The organism is Cryobacterium sp. GrIS_2_6, assembly GCF_035984545.1.
GTDB lineage: Bacteria > Actinomycetota > Actinomycetes > Actinomycetales > Microbacteriaceae > Cryobacterium.
This window is the reverse complement of sequence record NZ_JAXCHP010000001.1, coordinates 3872976-3888334: the sequence shown is the minus strand read 5'-3', so window position 1 is coordinate 3888334 and position 15359 is coordinate 3872976. Positions and strand designations below refer to the sequence as shown.

The window sequence follows — 15359 nt, the reverse complement described above, 5'->3', positions numbered from 1 at the left end:
GATTAGACGTTATCCCCACCGGTCGAAAGTCCCACATCGACCGGGGTGGCGCCGATGCCGTTTGCATCCCACACCCACTCGGTGACCGCGGGAATGTCCTCACCGAATGCACGCGTGTAGTCCCGGGCGCGGAGGCGGGCATCCTGCATTTCCTGGCGGAGAACACCGGCGCGCGCGCCGAGTCCGGGGACGCGGTCGATCACGTCCATCACCAGGTGATACCGGTCGAGGTCGTTGAGCATGACCATGTCGAACGGGGTCGTCGTCGTGCCGTTCTCCTTGTACCCGCGGGCGTGCAGGTTCGCGTGTCCGTGGCGCTTGTAGGTCAGGCGGTGGATCAGCCACGGGTACCCGTGGTAGGCGAACACGATCGGCTTGTTCGCGGTGAAGTAGGCGTCGAACTCGGCGTCGCTGAGTCCGTGCGGGTGGTCCGCCTCGGACTGCAGGCGCATCAGGTCGACGACGTTGACGACGCGGACCTTGAGGTCGGGCATCGCTTCGCGCAGTATCGCGGCGGCGGCGAGGATCTCGAGGGTCGGGACCTCTCCGGCTGCGGCGAGGACGACATCCGGTTCGGTGTCGGCGATTTCGGTGCCTGCCCAGTCGAAGATGCCGAGGCCGCGGTCGCAGTGCGCGACGGCCTGGTCCATGGTGAGCCAGTTCGGTGCGGGCTGCTTGCCTGCGACGACGACGTTCACGTAGTCGACGCTGCGCAGGCAGTGGTCGTAGATCGAGAGCAGTGTGTTCGCGTCGAAGGGCAGGTAAACGCGCACGACATCCGCGCTCTTGTTCACGACGTGGTCGATGAAGCCCGGGTCCTGGTGGGAGAAGCCGTTGTGGTCCTGGCGCCAGACGTGCGAGGAGAGCAGGTAGTTGAGGCTCGAGATCGAGCGGCGCCACGGGATCTCGCGGGTGACCTTGAGCCACTTCGCGTGCTGGTTGAACATCGAGTCGACGATGTGGATGAAGGCCTCGTAGCAGTTGAACAGGCCGTGGCGACCGGTGAGCAGGTAGCCCTCGAGCCAGCCCTGGCACTGGTGCTCACTGAGCATCTCCATGATGCGGCCGGCGCGTTCGAGGTTGGTGTCGCCCTCGTGGTATTCGGCGTTCCAGGTCTTCTCCGTCGCAGCGAACACGGCGGGGGCGAGACGGTTGGATGCTGTCTCATCCGGCCCGAAGATCCGGAAGTTGTCGGGGTTGTCCCTGATGACATCCGCGAGCCAGGTTCCGAGGACCTTCGTGGCCTCATCCGTCGTGGCTCCAGGGGAGGGAACGTCGACCGCATAGTCGTGGAAGTCCGGGAGGCGCAGCTCCTTGCGGAGCAGGCCGCCGTTGGCGACGGGATTCGCGCTCATCCGCAGCTCACCGTCCGGGGCGAGCCCTGTGATCTTCGCGACCGGCGCACCGGACTCGTCGAACAGCTCTTCGGGGTGGTAGGAGGCGAGCCAGCCCTCGAGGAGGCGGGTGTGCGCCTCGGTGTCGCGGGCGTTGCTGAGCGGCACCTGGTGCGAGCGCCAGGAGTCGACGACCTTGAGACCGTCGATCGTGGTCGGGCAGGTCCAGCCCTTGGGGGTGCGCAGGATGATCATCGGCCAGCGCGGACGCTCAGTGTCGTCGGCGAGGGCGCGGGCCTTGATGTCGGCGATCTCGTTGAGGACCTCGTCGAGGGTCTCGGCCATGCGCTGGTGCACGAGGAGCGGGTCTTCCTCGTTGAATCCTCCTGAAACGATGTACGGCTTGTGGCCGTAGCCACGCATCAAGTCGAGGAGTTCCTCCTCGGGGATGCGGGCGAGGATGGTCGGGTTGGCGATCTTGTACCCGTTGAGGTGCAGGATCGGCAGTACGACGCCGTCGACGAGCGGGTCGACGAACTTGTTGGAGTGCCAGCTGGTGGCGAGCGGTCCGGTCTCGGCCTCGCCGTCGCCGACGACGGCCGCGACGAGCAGGTCGGGGTTGTCGAACGCGGCGCCGTAGGCGTGGCTGAGGGCGTAGCCGAGCTCGCCGCCCTCGTGGATCGAACCGGGGGTCTCCGGTGAGGCGTGGCTCGGGATTCCGCCCGGGAAGGAGAACTGGCGGAACAGGGCCTTGACGCCGCGTTCGCTCTGCTCGACACCGGGGTAGATCTCGGTGTACGTGCCGTCGAGATAGGCGTTGGCGACCATGCCGGGCCCACCGTGGCCGGGGCCGGTGACATAAAGGGTGCTGATCTTGCGTTCCTGGATTGCGCGGTTCAGGTGGGCATAAATGAAGTTGAGTCCAGGGGTCGTCCCCCAGTGCCCGAGCAGACGAGGCTTAATGTGGTCGCGGGTCAACGGTTCCCGCAGTAGCGGATTGTCGAGCAGGTAGATCTGCCCCACCGAAAGATAATTCGCGGCTCGCCACCAGGCGTCTACGCTCGCGAGCGCTTCATCGCTCAGCGGACGTGGCTGCTGGGTGGGCCACAAGAAGGTTTTATCGGACGTGTTGACCATGGGTGCCTCCGGCACTGTCGGGGCGCGATCCGCGCATAGCCCAGTCTATGAGTAGATATGGAATCGTTATCACAGAATTATTGGCAGTATGCAACGCGCGCGCAGTGACTAGTGCGCGGTATGCCCAGACCTCGGCCCGGGTGGGCGTCAGAGTGCCCTGAGGAAACCGCTTTTCGAGGCCGCGCGGGCATGAAAAAACTCCTCGCGCACCCACCAGAGCCCAGTTACCCTTGCTACGTTTCCGTCCTGGGGGAGTTGGCCGAGATAGCGCCACGCGAGGAGCCGCTCTCAGTTTATGCGCAAAGCCCCACCGAGCCAAAAGCAGGTCCCTGCGCAGCGCGTTCTCAAGCGCCTCCAGAAACAGGTAAGATTCTTCGAGGTTGTTACCTTCGGGAAATGACCGGCCAGGAGAATTCGCCTAGTGGCCTATGGCGCACGCTTGGAAAGCGTGTTGGGTGAGAGCCCTCGGGGGTTCGAATCCCCCATTCTCCGCCAGGTAGTACGAGTCCGCGGGTGAGCGCACAGCGCCCACAGCCGGGGTCCGAATCCCCCATTCTCCGCCAGGTAGTACGAGTCCGCGGGTGAGCGCACAGCGCCCACAGCCGGGGTCCGAATCCCTCATTCTCCGCCACGTAGTACGAGTCCGCGGGTGAGCGCACAGCGCCCACAGCCGGGGTCCGAATCCCCCATTCTCCGCCACGTAGTACGAGTCCGCGGGTGAGCGCACAGCGCCCACAGCCGGGGTCCGAATCCCCCATTCTCCGCCACGTAGTACGAGTCCGCGGGTGAGCGCACAGCGCCCACAGCCGGGGTCCGAATCCCCCATTCTCCGCCACGTAGTACGAGTCCGCGGGTGAGCGCACAGCGCCCACAGCCGGGGTCCGAATCCCCCATTCTCCGCCAGTAAAGACAAGTCAGCGCCAGTAGAGACTCGTCAGTCGGCGAACGGATGCCGCGGCGCACGCGGCGCCGGCGGCGGCGGCACTTCCTTCGCGGCCACGATCTCGGCGAGCACGATCGTGACGAGACCGCGTTTCGTCTCGACCACGCAGTCGACCGGACCGCACGCGCGGAGGTAGCCGACGGCATCCGTCACCCCGCCCTCGATGGTGCGGCGCACGACGACGCGGGTCCCGACCGCGGCCGCTGTAACGAAACGGGCGGCGGCCGCTGCTGCACTACTCATAGGGCGAGCCTACGCGGCGCCGGCCTCAGCCCCGACGTCAGCGCAGCCGGCTGAACGCCTCGACCCGCTCGGTCTCGCCGGCCACGAGGATCACGTCGCCCGCCTCGAGGACGGTCTCGAGGGTCGTGTAGCTCCAGCCGGCCCCCTCGTGGAGGAATGCGGTCACGGTCACGCCGTGCACCGGACGCACCCGGGACTCGCCGAGCGGGACCCCCACGATCACGCGTGGCGGCGCCATCTTGACGAGGGCGAAGTTGTCGCCGATCTCGAGATAGTCCTGCATCACCCCGCGCACGAGGTGCGCGACCCGCTTGCCCATGTCCTTCTCCGGATAGATCACGTGGGTCACGCCGAGCTGGTCGAGGATCGCGCCGTGCGGTTCGCTCACCGCCTTTGCCCAGATGTTGCCGATCCCGAGCTTGAGCAGCAGCGACGCCGTGAGGATGTTCGCCTGGATGTCGCCGCCGATCGCGACGACCGCTGTGCTGAAGTCGGCGACGGCGAGCTGGCGGAGGGTCTCCTCTTTCGTCGAGTCTGCGCGCACGACGTGGGTGAGCAGGCCGTTGTGCGCCTGGACGATATCGGCGTCGCCGTCGATCCCGAGCACCTCGGTGCCGCTCTTCATCAGCTCGAGGGCGAGTGAGCTGCCGAACCGGCCGAGGCCGATCACAACTACGGCGTCCTCCTGGGTGAGACGGGAGGACGAGCGACGCCCGAAGAGGGAAAACTTAGCCAAGGATCGGCCTTTCTATGGGGAGTTCAAAGGTGCTGGGCCGCTGCCGGAGTGCGAGGGCGGACGCGAAAGCGATCGGGCCGAGCCTGCCGATGAACATGAGCAGCATCAGCACCGCCTGCCCGCCGGGAGGAAAGGCCGCGGTGATGCCGGTCGAGAGCCCCACGGTCGCGAAGGCCGAGATCACCTCGAAGAGCAGCGCGTCGAGGCTGAAATCGGTCAGGAGCATCAGGATGACGGTGGAGAAGGCGATCACGGCCACGGCGATCAGCACGATCGTGATGGCCTGGCGTTGCACCGAGCGGGCGAGCTGCTTGCCGAACACGGTGACCGTCCCTTCGCCGCGAATCTCGGCGACGAGGACGAAGAACAGCACGGCGAAGGTCGTGATCTTGATGCCGCCCGCGGTTCCGGCGGGGCCGCCGCCGATCAGCATGAGCACGTCGGTGCCGAGCAGGCTCGCCGAGTCCATCTGGCCCCAGTCGATGCTGTTGAAGCCCGCAGTGCGTGCCTGGACAGACTGGAAGAATCCGACCAGGATCTTGTCCGGCCAGCCCAGCGGCCCGAGGGTCGACGGATTCGACCACTCGACTGCCGTGAGGTACACGGTGCCGGCGACGAGGAGCACAACGGTGCCCGCGAGCACGAGCCGGGTGTTCATCACCCATTTCCGGGGCAGGCGCGGGTACCGGCGAAGCTGCACGAGCACGGGGAAGCCGAGACCGCCGAGGATGACCGCCGCGGCGAGCGGGAGGCAGATCCACGGGTCGGTCGCGTAGGAGATCATGTTGTCGCTGAACAGGGCGAACCCCGCGTTGTTGAACGAGGACACCGCGTGGAACAGCCCGAGCCAGAGCGCCCTCCCGAGCGGTTCGCCATAGCCGAACAGGAACCGCAGGCTCAGCACCACCGCGATGCAGAGCTCGATCAGCACGGATGTCCCCACGACGCCGAGCACCAGACCGCGCACGTCCTCGAGTCCGACGCTCTTGACCTCGGCAGCGGCGGTGATCCGGGAGCGGAGGCTCATCTTCCGCAACACCGAGAGCCCGACGACGGACGCGAACGTCATGACGCCGAGGCCGCCCACCTGGATCAGGAGCATGATCACGACCTGCCCGAAGGGCGTCCAATGCGTCGCGGTGTCGACGACGACGAGCCCGGTGACGCAGACCGCGCTCGTCGCGGTGAAGATCGCCTCGAGCAGGCTCGACCCGCCGGGACCCACCCGGGCGATCGGCAGCATCAGCAGCGCTGTGCCGACGAGGATCGCCAGCGCGAAGGCCGCGACGCCGGCCTGGGCCGGGTGCGCCCGGAATCTCGGTGGCTGCGCGCGGCGCTGCACGCTGGGAGAGTCTGGCACGAGCCCACTCTACGGATTCCAATCCGCTTCGAGGGGAGCTCCGGACTACGTGTGCGGCCCGGGGAATATCCGAGGCCGGACCAGAACTACGAAATGGAGCTCTCATGAACACCATCACGAAGCGTCTCACCGCATTCGGAATCACCGGAATCGCGGCATCCGCCCTCATCGTCTGCGGCTTCGTCGCCCCGGCGCAGGCAGCGGAAACCGGCACGGTCTCCCCGTCGTTCAGTGACAGCAGCAGCCTGGCCAACACGGTCGACCTCGGCGTCCTGAACGACGCGCTGCGCGGCATCGACACGAACGGGTCGGGCCTGGACGGGGCCACCGCGAACGGCACCAGCACGGATGCCCTCGGCGGCGGCGTGCTGAACGCCCCGCTGGTCTCCGGTCCGGTAGTCTCGGGCAACTCCGTCGGAAACGGCGCCTCGATCGGCAACGGCACCTCCGTCCCGGTCGCGTCCGGCAACGACGTCCCGGTCGCCTCCGGCAACGACACGGCCGTCACCGCTCCGGTGACCGCCCCGGTCACGGCTCCCGTGACCGCCCCGCTCACCACCGACACGACCGCGCCCGTCACCGCGCCCGTCATCGCTCCGGCCGGCAACGGCACCTCGGCGTCGGTCGACGACATCGGTGCGAGCGTCAGCGACATCGTCGATGGTGCCCTCAGCGGCTCTGGAAGCACCGGCGCCACGAACGGCACAGGCACCGGAATCGACCTCGGCGGCATCCTCGGCCGCTGACCCGGCCCGCACGACCGGCTGCACCGCAGCCTCCACCAGGAACCGGGCGGCCCGATCCCCTCGTGCCGCCCGGTTCCGGCGTCTGCCCGCACGGACCCGGGCACCGGGGTGCGGGGTACTGTCCCCTTTAAGGTGGCTATCGGGCACGCTCCCCCATTCGCGATAATCTGGGTACACCGGCTAGGGGGAACGCTTAAGGTGAAAGTCACTAGGGGACCGCTCATTCGGGCGCACGCTCTGAGACCGCACGGCCGGTTGCTCCGGCAGTCCGGTCTGTCCGTGCTGGCCCTCGTCGCCCCGGTTTCCGCCGTTCTCTACTGGCTCACGATCCCGACAGATTCCTGGCGACCGGTTTTCATCGGCCAGATCATCCTCGTCGCCATCTGCGTTCTCGCCGCGATCGCGTTCTTCCGCACTGTGATCTGGGTCGACAGGGACGGCGTCTCCGAACGCGGCTTCCTCGGCAGGGTCACGAGCTACGACAAGTCCGTGATCGGGACCATCGTGCTGCTCGACCTCTACGAAAGCGGCGCGCTCGACACGCATCCGCAGCTGTTCATCACGGGACTCGACGGCCGGCTGCTGCTGCGGATGCGCGGCCAGTTCTATTCACGCGGGGCGATGGAGATGATCGTCGAACAGCTCGATGCGCCGATCGTGCGGGTCGCCGAACCGATGACGCTGCTGGACCTCAACCGGTCCCGGCCCGAGCTGCTCTACTGGTTCGAGCGCCGCTTCACCTCCCACACCGACTGAGCGGATGCCGGGTGGCGGCTCACCGCCGGCGGCGGGTTCCGAAGATGCCGGCCACGACCCCGGTCAGGATCGACTTCGTCACGGACGACCCGAGCACCTCCTCGAGCACGCTCTTCTGCGGCTTCGCGCTCGTGCGGGTACGTGCCGGGGCCGCGGTCTGCCGCATCAGCCGGTCGTATTCGGCCTGCGCCTTCCGGTCCGCCTGCGCCCCGGCCCGCGCATCCTTCTCCTCCTGCGCGGCGGCGGCCTTCTCCACCTTCTCGCGCTCCGCGGCCGCCTTCGCCGCATCGAGCGCCGCCTGCTGTGCCGCCTGCTGCTTGGCCGCGGCCCGGTTCGCCGCCTCGAGCTTGATCGCGAGGATTTCCCGCGCCGACTCCCGGTCGATCGTGGCGCCGTACGTCGCCAGGAGCGGCGAGGCCGCGACGGCCGACTCGATCGCGGCATCCGCAGTCGGAGACATCGACCCCTGCGGCGCGCGCAGCCGCGTCCAGGCCACGGGGCTCGGGGCACCCTTCTCGTTCATCACCGTCACGATCGCCTCGCCGGTTCCGAGCCCGGTGAGCACCTCTTCGAGGTCGTAACCGGAGTTCGGGAACGTCGAGACGGTCGCTCGCAACGCCTTGGCGTCATCCGGGGTGAAGGCCCGCAGCTGGTGCTGCACACGGGAGCCGAGCTGGGCGAGCACATCGCCGGGCACGTCCTTGGGGGTCTGGGTGACGAAGAAGATACCGACGCCCTTCGAGCGGATGAGCCGCACGGTCTGGGTGATCGACGCGAGGAAGTCCTTGGAGGCGTTCGCGAAGAGCAGGTGAGCCTCGTCGAAGAAGAACACGAGCTTGGGCTTGTCGAGGTCGCCGACCTCTGGCAGGTCGTTGTAGAGGTCGGCGAGGAGCCACATCAGGAACGTCGAGAAGAGCGCTGGCTGGTTCTGCACGCCGGGCACCTCGAGCAGGCTGATCACGCCGCGGCCGTCCGGCGCGGTGCGGAGGAACTCCCGGGTATCGATCTCGGGCTCGCCGAAGAACACGTCTGCGCCCTGGTCGGCGAAGGTGATCAGCTCGCGGAGGATCACGCCGACGGTCGCCGGGGACAGTCCGCCGAGTCCGGCGAGCCCGGCCTTGCCGGCCGGGCTCGTCAGGAAGCTCAGGACCGCGCGCAAGTCGGTGAGGTCGAGCAGCGGCAGGCCGGCCTGGTCGGCGTAGTGGAAGACGAGGCCGAGACTGGACTCCTGGGTGTCGTTGAGGCCGAGGACCTTGCTGAGGAGCAGCGGGCCGAACCCGGCGACGGTCGCGCGCACCGGTACACCGCGGCCGGTGACGCCGAGGGAGAAGTACTCGGTCGGGGCGGCCTGGCCGGTCCAGTCCTGCCCGATGCCCCGGGTGCGGGCCAGCAGCTTGTCGTTCGGGATGCCCGCGGTCGCGACCCCGGACAGGTCGCCCTTGATGTCGGCGGCGAACACGGGCACGCCGTGCGCGGAGCGTTGCTCGGCGAGCACCTGCAGGGTGCGGGTCTTGCCGGTTCCGGTGGCGCCGGCGACGAGGCCGTGCCGGTTGGTCATCGCGAGCGGGATCCGGATCGGCACGTCGGCGAGGGCGTCGCCGTTGACGAGGGCTCCCATCTCGAGCGCCGCCCCGCTGAAGGCGTAGCCGGCCCGGATCACGTCGACCTGGGCGGCCGTGAGCGGTGTTGCGTGTGCCGCGGATGTCGCGGGTGCCGCGGATGTCGCGGGTGCCCCGGGTGCCGCGGGTGCCGCGGGTGCCGGCACCGGCGCCGCCCGGTCGGACCCGGTCTGTGCGGTCGCCGTCGCGGCATCCGCCTGCTCCTGAACGGCCGCAGCCTGCACTCTCGCGAGGGCGGCTTCGGCGTCGGCCTGCGCCTGGCGGGCCGCGGCGACCGCGGCCTCGGCTGCGGCCTGGAGTTCGGACAGGTGATCGGCGGCGTCGCTCGGATTCATGGCGCGATCCTAGTCCCACACGCGATCCGTGCGCCAAAATCCCGGCCGGGAGAACACACGCGCACGAAGGACGGCGGGTCGTGGGAGTAGCGGGGCGGGCGGGTCAGGCGGGGTCTGCGGGGCGGGAAGTGAAGACCCAGGAATCACCGGCGAGTTCGGGCCGGAGGCCGCGGGAGAAGGCCTCGGCGAACACGACGCGGGAGTCGGTGCGTTGCCGGGCCGCGGCATCCGGTGCGTCGTCGCGGAGTCGCTCGAAGTCAGGGTCGAGCCGCAGGGGCTCTGGGGCGGGCAGCCCGTCGCGGGTCGGTTCGGCGGCGCCCCACTGCGGCCGCGGGGAACCGGCGAGCGCCGCCAGCACCCGAGGCGAGCCGAGGCGCCAGCGCACCTCGAACCGGTCGCTGCGGTCGCTGCCGCTGATCGCGTCGTCGAGCCGCCCGTAGAAGTCCGGGTGGAAATCGGTCACCTCTACCCCGAGTTTCACGAGGTTGAAGTGCGCGTTGCGGCGGATCAGCGGGTCGAAAGTCCAGCGCATCTCGTCGACGCCGCGCTCGAGGCAGACCGCGCGCTGGAAGAGCTTGAGCGCGTAGCCGACCCCGACGCCGCGCAGCCCGGGTGCGACGGCCGTCATGTGCGAGTGCAGGTGGATGCCGCCCGTCCAGCCGAGGAAACCGAGTGCGGCCCCGACGAACGCGGGTGCAGCATCGACATCGCTCGTGGCGACGAGCACCGTATTGCCGGCGTGGTCGATGGCGCGCAGGAGGGAGGCGTCCGGGCTGCGTCCGGCGCCCCAGGTGCGCTCGAAGAGCGCGACGACCGCGCGCAGGTCGTCGGGGCGCGCCGCACGCACGCTCACCGCGGCCGCGTCCGCCGCGGCCAGCGCGACCCGGTACGCCGCCACGAGCGTCTCGGCGGCAGTTTCGGCGGAAGCATCGGGCGCACGGGGCGGCGGCGGAACGTTCATGCCTCGAGTAGACCACATCTGCGGCCGGGCCGGCCCAGGGCATCTGCCGCGGCCGCCACCCGGGACCACGCCGGGGCCACGCGGCAGGCCCGGACGCCCGTAGCCCCTCACCAATTCGACGGAGATTTTCGGCTTTCAGGCCTCAAACCGCGCTCCCACGTGTTCGACACCCAAAAACTCCGTCGAATCGGTTCAGTGCCCTCGGCCCGAGACGCGGTCGGCGAGCGTCGCGAGCGGCGACGTCGTCGTGCGGCGGCCGCCGTGCTCGGCGCGGTCCGCGATCCCGTACGCGCGATAGAGCCCGGTCACCGCAAGCCAGCGCAGCGGCTCGGGCTCCCAGTTCCGCACCCGGTGGTTGACCCAGGGCAGCTCACTCAGCGCGGCCCCAGCACCGGCCGCACCGCCCGGGGCGTTTCCGGCGGCCCGCGCGAGGATCAACTCGGTCAGCGTGCGCCCGGCCAGGTTCGTGGTCGCGACCCCGGTTCCGACGTACCCGCCCGCCCAGGCGAGCCCGGTCGCCGGGTCGAGGCCGACCGTCGCGGCCCAGTCCCGGGGTACGCCGAGCACGCCTGACCAGGCGTGGTCGATCGACACCCCGGTCGTCGCGGGGAAGAACCCATTCAGGATGCCGCGCAGCGCGTCGATCGTGCCCGCCGGGGTATGCCCGTCCGAATCCGTCCGTGACCCGAAACGGTACGGCACCCCGCGGCCGCCGATCGCGATGCGGTCGTCGGCGGTGCGCTGGGCGTACATGTAGGCGTGCGCCATGTCGCCGAGGGTCTCGCAAGCGTCCCAGCCGATGCTCTCCCAGACCGCCGGAGCGAGCGGCGCGGTCGCGATCAGCGACGAGTTCATCGGCAGCCAGGCCCGGTGCAGACCGCGGAGTCCCGCGGTGAAGCCTTCGGTCGCCCGCACGACGACGTCCGCGGCGACGACGCCGCGTGCCGTGACCGCGCGGTGCGGCGTGATCTCGGTGACCGTGGTGTCCTCGTAGATCTCGACGCCGAGCGCCTCGACGACCCTGGCAAGTCCCGCGGCGAGTTTCGCCGGGTGAATGCGAGCACAGTGCGGGTGCCACATCGCTCCCGTGGCTCCGACGACGTTCACGCGAGCGGATGCCTCCGCGGCCGTCAGGAGCTCCACATCCGTTTCCGCCCACTGCTGTTCGGCCCGGACGCTCGCCTCGAGCCGCCGCTGCTGGGGCACGTCGCACGCGACAGTGAACTCGCCGCCCTTGACGATGTCGGCGTCGATGCCCTCGGCTGCGGCGACCCGGATCACCTCGTCGACGGTGTAGTTCATCGCGGCCTGGAACCGGGCGGCGGAGTCGCGCCCGTGGGTGGCGACATACTGCTCGCGGCCTCCGGTGATCGAGTTCGTCAGCCAGCCACCGTTCCGCCCGGAGGCCCCGTAGCCGGCGAAGCGCTGCTCGAGGATCACGATGCGCAGGCCGGGTGCCGCCTTCTTCAGGTAGTAGGCGGTCCAGAGTCCGGTGTAGCCGGCCCCCACGATGCAGACGTCGGCGCGGAGGGCACCGGGCAGCGGCGGGCCCGGCGTCGGCCGGCCGAGCTGGTTCCACCAGAACGAGATCTCGCCGTTGATCATGCCAAGTCGGCCGCGGAAGCGGGCCGCACCAGCCGGTCTTCCATCCCCCAGGGCTCGCCATACCCGCCGGATGCCTCGCTCGCGCTCATCAGGTCGAGGAACGCTTTCGCGTCGAACGCCTCGGGGCCGAGGACACCGAGGCCGCTCCAGGCCCCGGTCGCGAGCAGTTCGAGAGCGACCACCGGGTTGAGGGCGGTTTGCCAGACCACGCACTGGGCGTCGTACTCGCGCATCGTCCACTCGTTGTCGCTCACGTGGTACAGGTATACCTCACGCGGCTTCCCGTCGATCCCCGTGCCCGTGACCCAGACCCCGGCGCAGGTCTTCCCGGTCATCCGAGGTCCGATCGTGGCCGGGTCGGGCAGGCTCGCCGCGACGACGTCGCGGGGCGCGACCCAGACCGGCCCGGACTCACTGCGCACGCGCACCGGGGTCACGCTGTCGAGGCCGAGGCGGTGCAGGGTCTGCAACACGCCGATGAACTCCTCACCGAGCCCGTACTTGAAGGTGACCCGCTTCGCGTCGAGCCAGCGCGGCATCAGCAACACCTCTTCGTGCTCGACGTTGACGCACTCGACCGGGCCGATCCCCTCAGGGAAGTCGAAGATCTCCGGTTCGCTGAACGGCTGCGTCGTGAACCAGCCGCGGTCCTTCTCGAAGATCACCGGCGGGTTCAGGCACTCCTCGATCGTGGTCCAGATACTGAACGAAGGCGCGAAGATCTCGGCACCGGACTCGTCGCGCACGACGAGATTGGCGCCGTCGCGGGTGCCGAGCTCGTCGATCTCGCTGAACAGGTGGTCGGCAGCGTACCGGGCGAACACGTCGGACAGCCCCGGCTCGACGCCCATCCCGACGAGGGCGAGCCTTCCGGCGGTCTCCCAGTCTGCGGCGAGCGCGAACTGGTCGTCACCGAGCTTGACGCCGGTCTCGTGGTACGGGTCGGTCGGGTGCGGCTCAGAGAGGCTCGCCGCCATGTCGAGGTAGTCGCAGCCTGCGGCGAGCGCCCCGGCGAACACGCTCGGCACGAACTTCGGCTCGACCGCGTTCATCACGTGCGTCGCGCCGTGTTCCCGGGCGACGGATGCGACGCGGTCCGGATCCCCCGCATCGATCTGGGCCGCTGTGAACCGGGCCGCGCTCTCGTCACCGTATTTCGCTGCGACGGCTGCAATCGTCCGTTCCGCCCGGCCGAGGTCGTAGTCGCTCACGATCACCCGCTCGAAGAACGACCGGCGAGCGATGATCTTCGCGAACGCGTCACCGACGCCGCCCGCCCCGACTAGGAGGATTCTCATTCGACGACGCTACCGCGCGCATCCGGTGTTGTCAGCCCTGCACGCCCACCAATTCGACGGAGTTTTTGGCTCAAACGGTCCGAAAAAGCCGTCCCACGACCTCACACCTCACGAAGCCGGTCGAACTGGTTCGGGGGCGGGGGGATGCCGGCGGGCCAGCCGGCGCTCGCCGTCCAGTTTCGCGGCGACGGGCGCCCAGAGCAGCACGGCTACTCCGATGCCGAGCAGCAGGCCGCCGAAGGTGTCGGTGAGCCAGTGCGCACCGAGGTAGGTGCGACTGACCATCATCGCGACGACCCAGATCGTGCCGGTCACCCAGACCCACACCTTCGGGAAGATCAGCGCGAGACAGACGACCATCGTCGCGGCATTCGCTACATGCCCAGAGGGGAATGAACCGAAATCACTCGTGACCAGCATGTCCTGAGGGCGGGCGCGGCCGAAGAGGTTCTTGAGCAGTTGCACGAGCGCGGAACTGACCAGCGTTGCCGCCACGTAGTAGCCCGCCGCCCACGGACGCTTCAGGAGGAGCAGTCCCACCAGGATCAGGACCGGGATGATCACGACCCCGGCGATTCCCGCGCCGAGGAAGTTCATCACGAGCGAGGCGTACTCCCAGATCGGCGCCCGGTGCTCGATGATCTCGTCCATCCACTCGGTGTCGATACCGAGCGGGTTCCCGTTGTCACGAAAGACGATCAGGGCACCGAGGCCCGCGGCGAGCAGCACCGCCACGAGACCACTGAGGAGAGGCCAGCGCCGGGCGATGCGGCGCGCCGCCGGGGCCGCCGCGGCTTCCGGGGCGACGACGGGTGCGGGTTCTGGCTCGGGTGCGCGGGCGCTGTCATCGTCCATCAGCCCATGTTAAACGACCGCCGCAACTGTTCCCGCTACGGACACGTGTTGCCGGTGCGCCGGCCACTATTGTCCGTATCGGCAAGCGTTCGGCAACGGGCGGGCGCGGAGAACGGCGCGGCGCTCAGTGAGCGAGGCGCGGGACCGTCCGCGGGCGCAACACGAACCACAGGGAGCACACCGAGGCGAGCGCGGTTCCGAGCATGACCGCGGCCATCGGCACCGCGGTCGAGACCCCGAGCATCCCGACGACCGGCGAGACGAGACCAGCGAGCCCGTAGTTGCCCGCCCCGAGGAGCGACGCCGCCGTGCCCGCCTCGTGCGGATGCGCGTTGAGCGCGATCACCTGCACGGAGGGGAAGGTGAAGCCGCACGCGGCGATGAAGAACCAGAGCGGCACGATCACGCCCCAGAGCCCGGCGTCGACGAGGCCGAGCACGAGCATCAGGGTCGCGAACACAGCGAGTGCGGCCGTCGAACAGGCCAGGATCCACTGCGGGGCGACGTTGTGACGGTGCATCAGCCGGGAGCTCGTCTGCACCCCGACGACGATGCCGAGGGAGTTCGCCGCGAACAGCACCCCGTATTGCTGCGGCGTGAACGCGTAGACCTGCTGGAACAGGAACGACGACGCCGACAGGTAGGAGAACAGCCCGGTGAAGGTCATCGCGCCGACTATCGCGACGCCGACGAAGGTGCGGTCGCCGAGCACCGCCCGGTAACGCTGGCCGAGGGTGCTATGCCCGGCGTGGTGGCGCTCGTTCACCGGCCGGGTCTCGACGATCCAGATGGCGACCGCAGAGATCACGACAGCGCCATACCCGGCGAGAACGATGAAGATGCCGCGCCAGTTCATCACGAGCAGCAGCTGCGAACCGAGAACCGGCGCGACCACGGGCGCGAGTCCGCTGATCAGGGCCAGACGGGACAGCATCCGCACGAGCGGCTTGCCGCCGAACAGATCGCGCACCATGGCGAGGGCGACGACGACGCCCGCCGCGGCGCCGAAGCCCATCAGCACGCGGAAGACACCGAGCCAGACGATGTCGGGCGAGAGCGCGGCGCCGACGCTGCTCGCAATGTGGAAGCCGGCCGCGAGCATGAGCGGAAGGCGGCGCCCGACCTTGTCACTCCACGGCCCGACGATGAGCTGGCCGAGCCCGAACCCGACCATGGTGCCGGTCAGGGTCAGCTGGATGGCGGCCGCCGAGACGCCGAGCTCGCTCTGCAGAGTCGGGAACGCGGGCAGGTACAGGTCGATGGTGAACGGGCCGAGGGCCGTGAGCGCGCCGAGAATGAGCACGTAGACGAGCCGTTGTCCGCGGGACAGGGCATCACCCGGGTGCCGTCCGGTCGCCCGCAGGTCTGCAGCGGTGATCACGGTCAGGGATTCGGTGGTCACGGCGGGTGCTCCTCAGGTCACTTCCCGCA

General features: G+C 69.1%; 12 protein-coding genes, 1 tRNA gene and 1 other RNA gene. 3 read left to right on the top strand and 11 right to left on the bottom strand.

Going from position 1 to position 15359, the window contains the following annotated elements; genetic code table 11:
* Nucleotides 1-2: 2 nt before the first annotated feature.
* Entirely contained in the window at nucleotides 3-2471 is a 2469-nt protein-coding gene (locus tag RCH22_RS18790) for a phosphoketolase family protein (protein WP_327015152.1), read from the bottom strand.
* A 190-nt stretch (nucleotides 2472-2661) separates the two neighbouring features.
* Nucleotides 2662-2758, bottom strand: an RNA gene (gene ffs, locus RCH22_RS18785) — signal recognition particle sRNA small type.
* 120 nt (nucleotides 2759-2878) lie between these two features.
* On the opposite strand from ffs, the gene RCH22_RS18780 reads away from it, so the two are divergent.
* A tRNA-Ser gene (locus RCH22_RS18780) sits at nucleotides 2879-2966 on the top strand.
* 439 nt (nucleotides 2967-3405) lie between these two features.
* Here RCH22_RS18780 and RCH22_RS18775 read toward each other — a convergent pair.
* Genes RCH22_RS18775 through RCH22_RS18765 form a run of 3 tightly spaced genes read right to left on the bottom strand, consistent with a single transcriptional unit; the run spans nucleotide 3406 to nucleotide 5753 of the window.
* Nucleotides 3406-3657, bottom strand: coding sequence for a hypothetical protein (locus RCH22_RS18775; protein ID WP_327015151.1), 252 nt, complete (start codon nucleotides 3655-3657; stop codon nucleotides 3406-3408).
* Between the two features lie 37 nt (nucleotides 3658-3694).
* Nucleotides 3695-4393: a TrkA family potassium uptake protein gene (locus tag RCH22_RS18770; protein WP_327015150.1), complete on the bottom strand. Its 699-nt coding sequence runs from the start codon at nucleotides 4391-4393 to the stop codon at nucleotides 3695-3697.
* Entirely contained in the window at nucleotides 4386-5753 is a 1368-nt protein-coding gene (locus RCH22_RS18765) for a potassium transporter TrkG (protein WP_327015149.1), read from the bottom strand. The genes RCH22_RS18770 and RCH22_RS18765 overlap by 8 nt, the downstream gene beginning before the upstream one ends.
* A gap of 104 nt (nucleotides 5754-5857) precedes the next feature.
* Here RCH22_RS18765 and RCH22_RS18760 point away from each other — a divergent pair, with 104 nt between their 5' ends.
* Nucleotides 5858-6499, top strand: a complete 642-nt coding sequence (locus RCH22_RS18760; RefSeq protein WP_327015148.1) for a hypothetical protein — start codon at nucleotides 5858-5860, stop codon at nucleotides 6497-6499.
* Between the two features lie 279 nt (nucleotides 6500-6778).
* A complete protein-coding gene (locus RCH22_RS18755; RefSeq protein ID WP_327015147.1) occupies nucleotides 6779-7255 on the top strand; it encodes a hypothetical protein in 477 nt (158 codons plus the stop codon).
* Between the two features lie 19 nt (nucleotides 7256-7274).
* Here RCH22_RS18755 and RCH22_RS18750 read toward each other — a convergent pair whose 3' ends face one another.
* The 6 genes from RCH22_RS18750 to RCH22_RS18725 all read right to left on the bottom strand — a co-directional run bounded on the left by RCH22_RS18750 (nucleotide 7275) and on the right by RCH22_RS18725 (nucleotide 15330).
* A complete protein-coding gene (locus tag RCH22_RS18750) occupies nucleotides 7275-9209 on the bottom strand; it encodes a helicase HerA-like domain-containing protein (RefSeq protein WP_327015146.1) in 1935 nt (644 codons plus the stop codon).
* A 103-nt stretch (nucleotides 9210-9312) separates the two neighbouring features.
* Nucleotides 9313-10170, bottom strand: a complete 858-nt coding sequence (locus tag RCH22_RS18745) for a hypothetical protein (protein ID WP_327015145.1) — start codon at nucleotides 10168-10170, stop codon at nucleotides 9313-9315.
* A gap of 192 nt (nucleotides 10171-10362) precedes the next feature.
* Nucleotides 10363-11775, bottom strand: coding sequence for an FAD-dependent oxidoreductase (locus RCH22_RS18740; RefSeq protein WP_327015144.1), 1413 nt, complete (start codon nucleotides 11773-11775; stop codon nucleotides 10363-10365).
* Nucleotides 11772-13073: a saccharopine dehydrogenase C-terminal domain-containing protein gene (locus RCH22_RS18735; protein ID WP_327015143.1), complete on the bottom strand. Its 1302-nt coding sequence runs from the start codon at nucleotides 13071-13073 to the stop codon at nucleotides 11772-11774. Before RCH22_RS18735 ends, RCH22_RS18740 begins: the two co-directional genes overlap by 4 nt.
* A 108-nt stretch (nucleotides 13074-13181) precedes the next feature.
* The gene (locus RCH22_RS18730; protein WP_327015142.1) at nucleotides 13182-13928 is read right to left on the bottom strand and encodes a phosphatase PAP2 family protein; all 747 of its coding nucleotides are present in this window, start codon (nucleotides 13926-13928) and stop codon (nucleotides 13182-13184) included.
* A gap of 124 nt (nucleotides 13929-14052) precedes the next feature.
* Entirely contained in the window at nucleotides 14053-15330 is a 1278-nt protein-coding gene (locus RCH22_RS18725) for a multidrug effflux MFS transporter (RefSeq protein ID WP_327015141.1), read from the bottom strand.
* Between the last annotated feature and the right edge of the window lie 29 nt (nucleotides 15331-15359).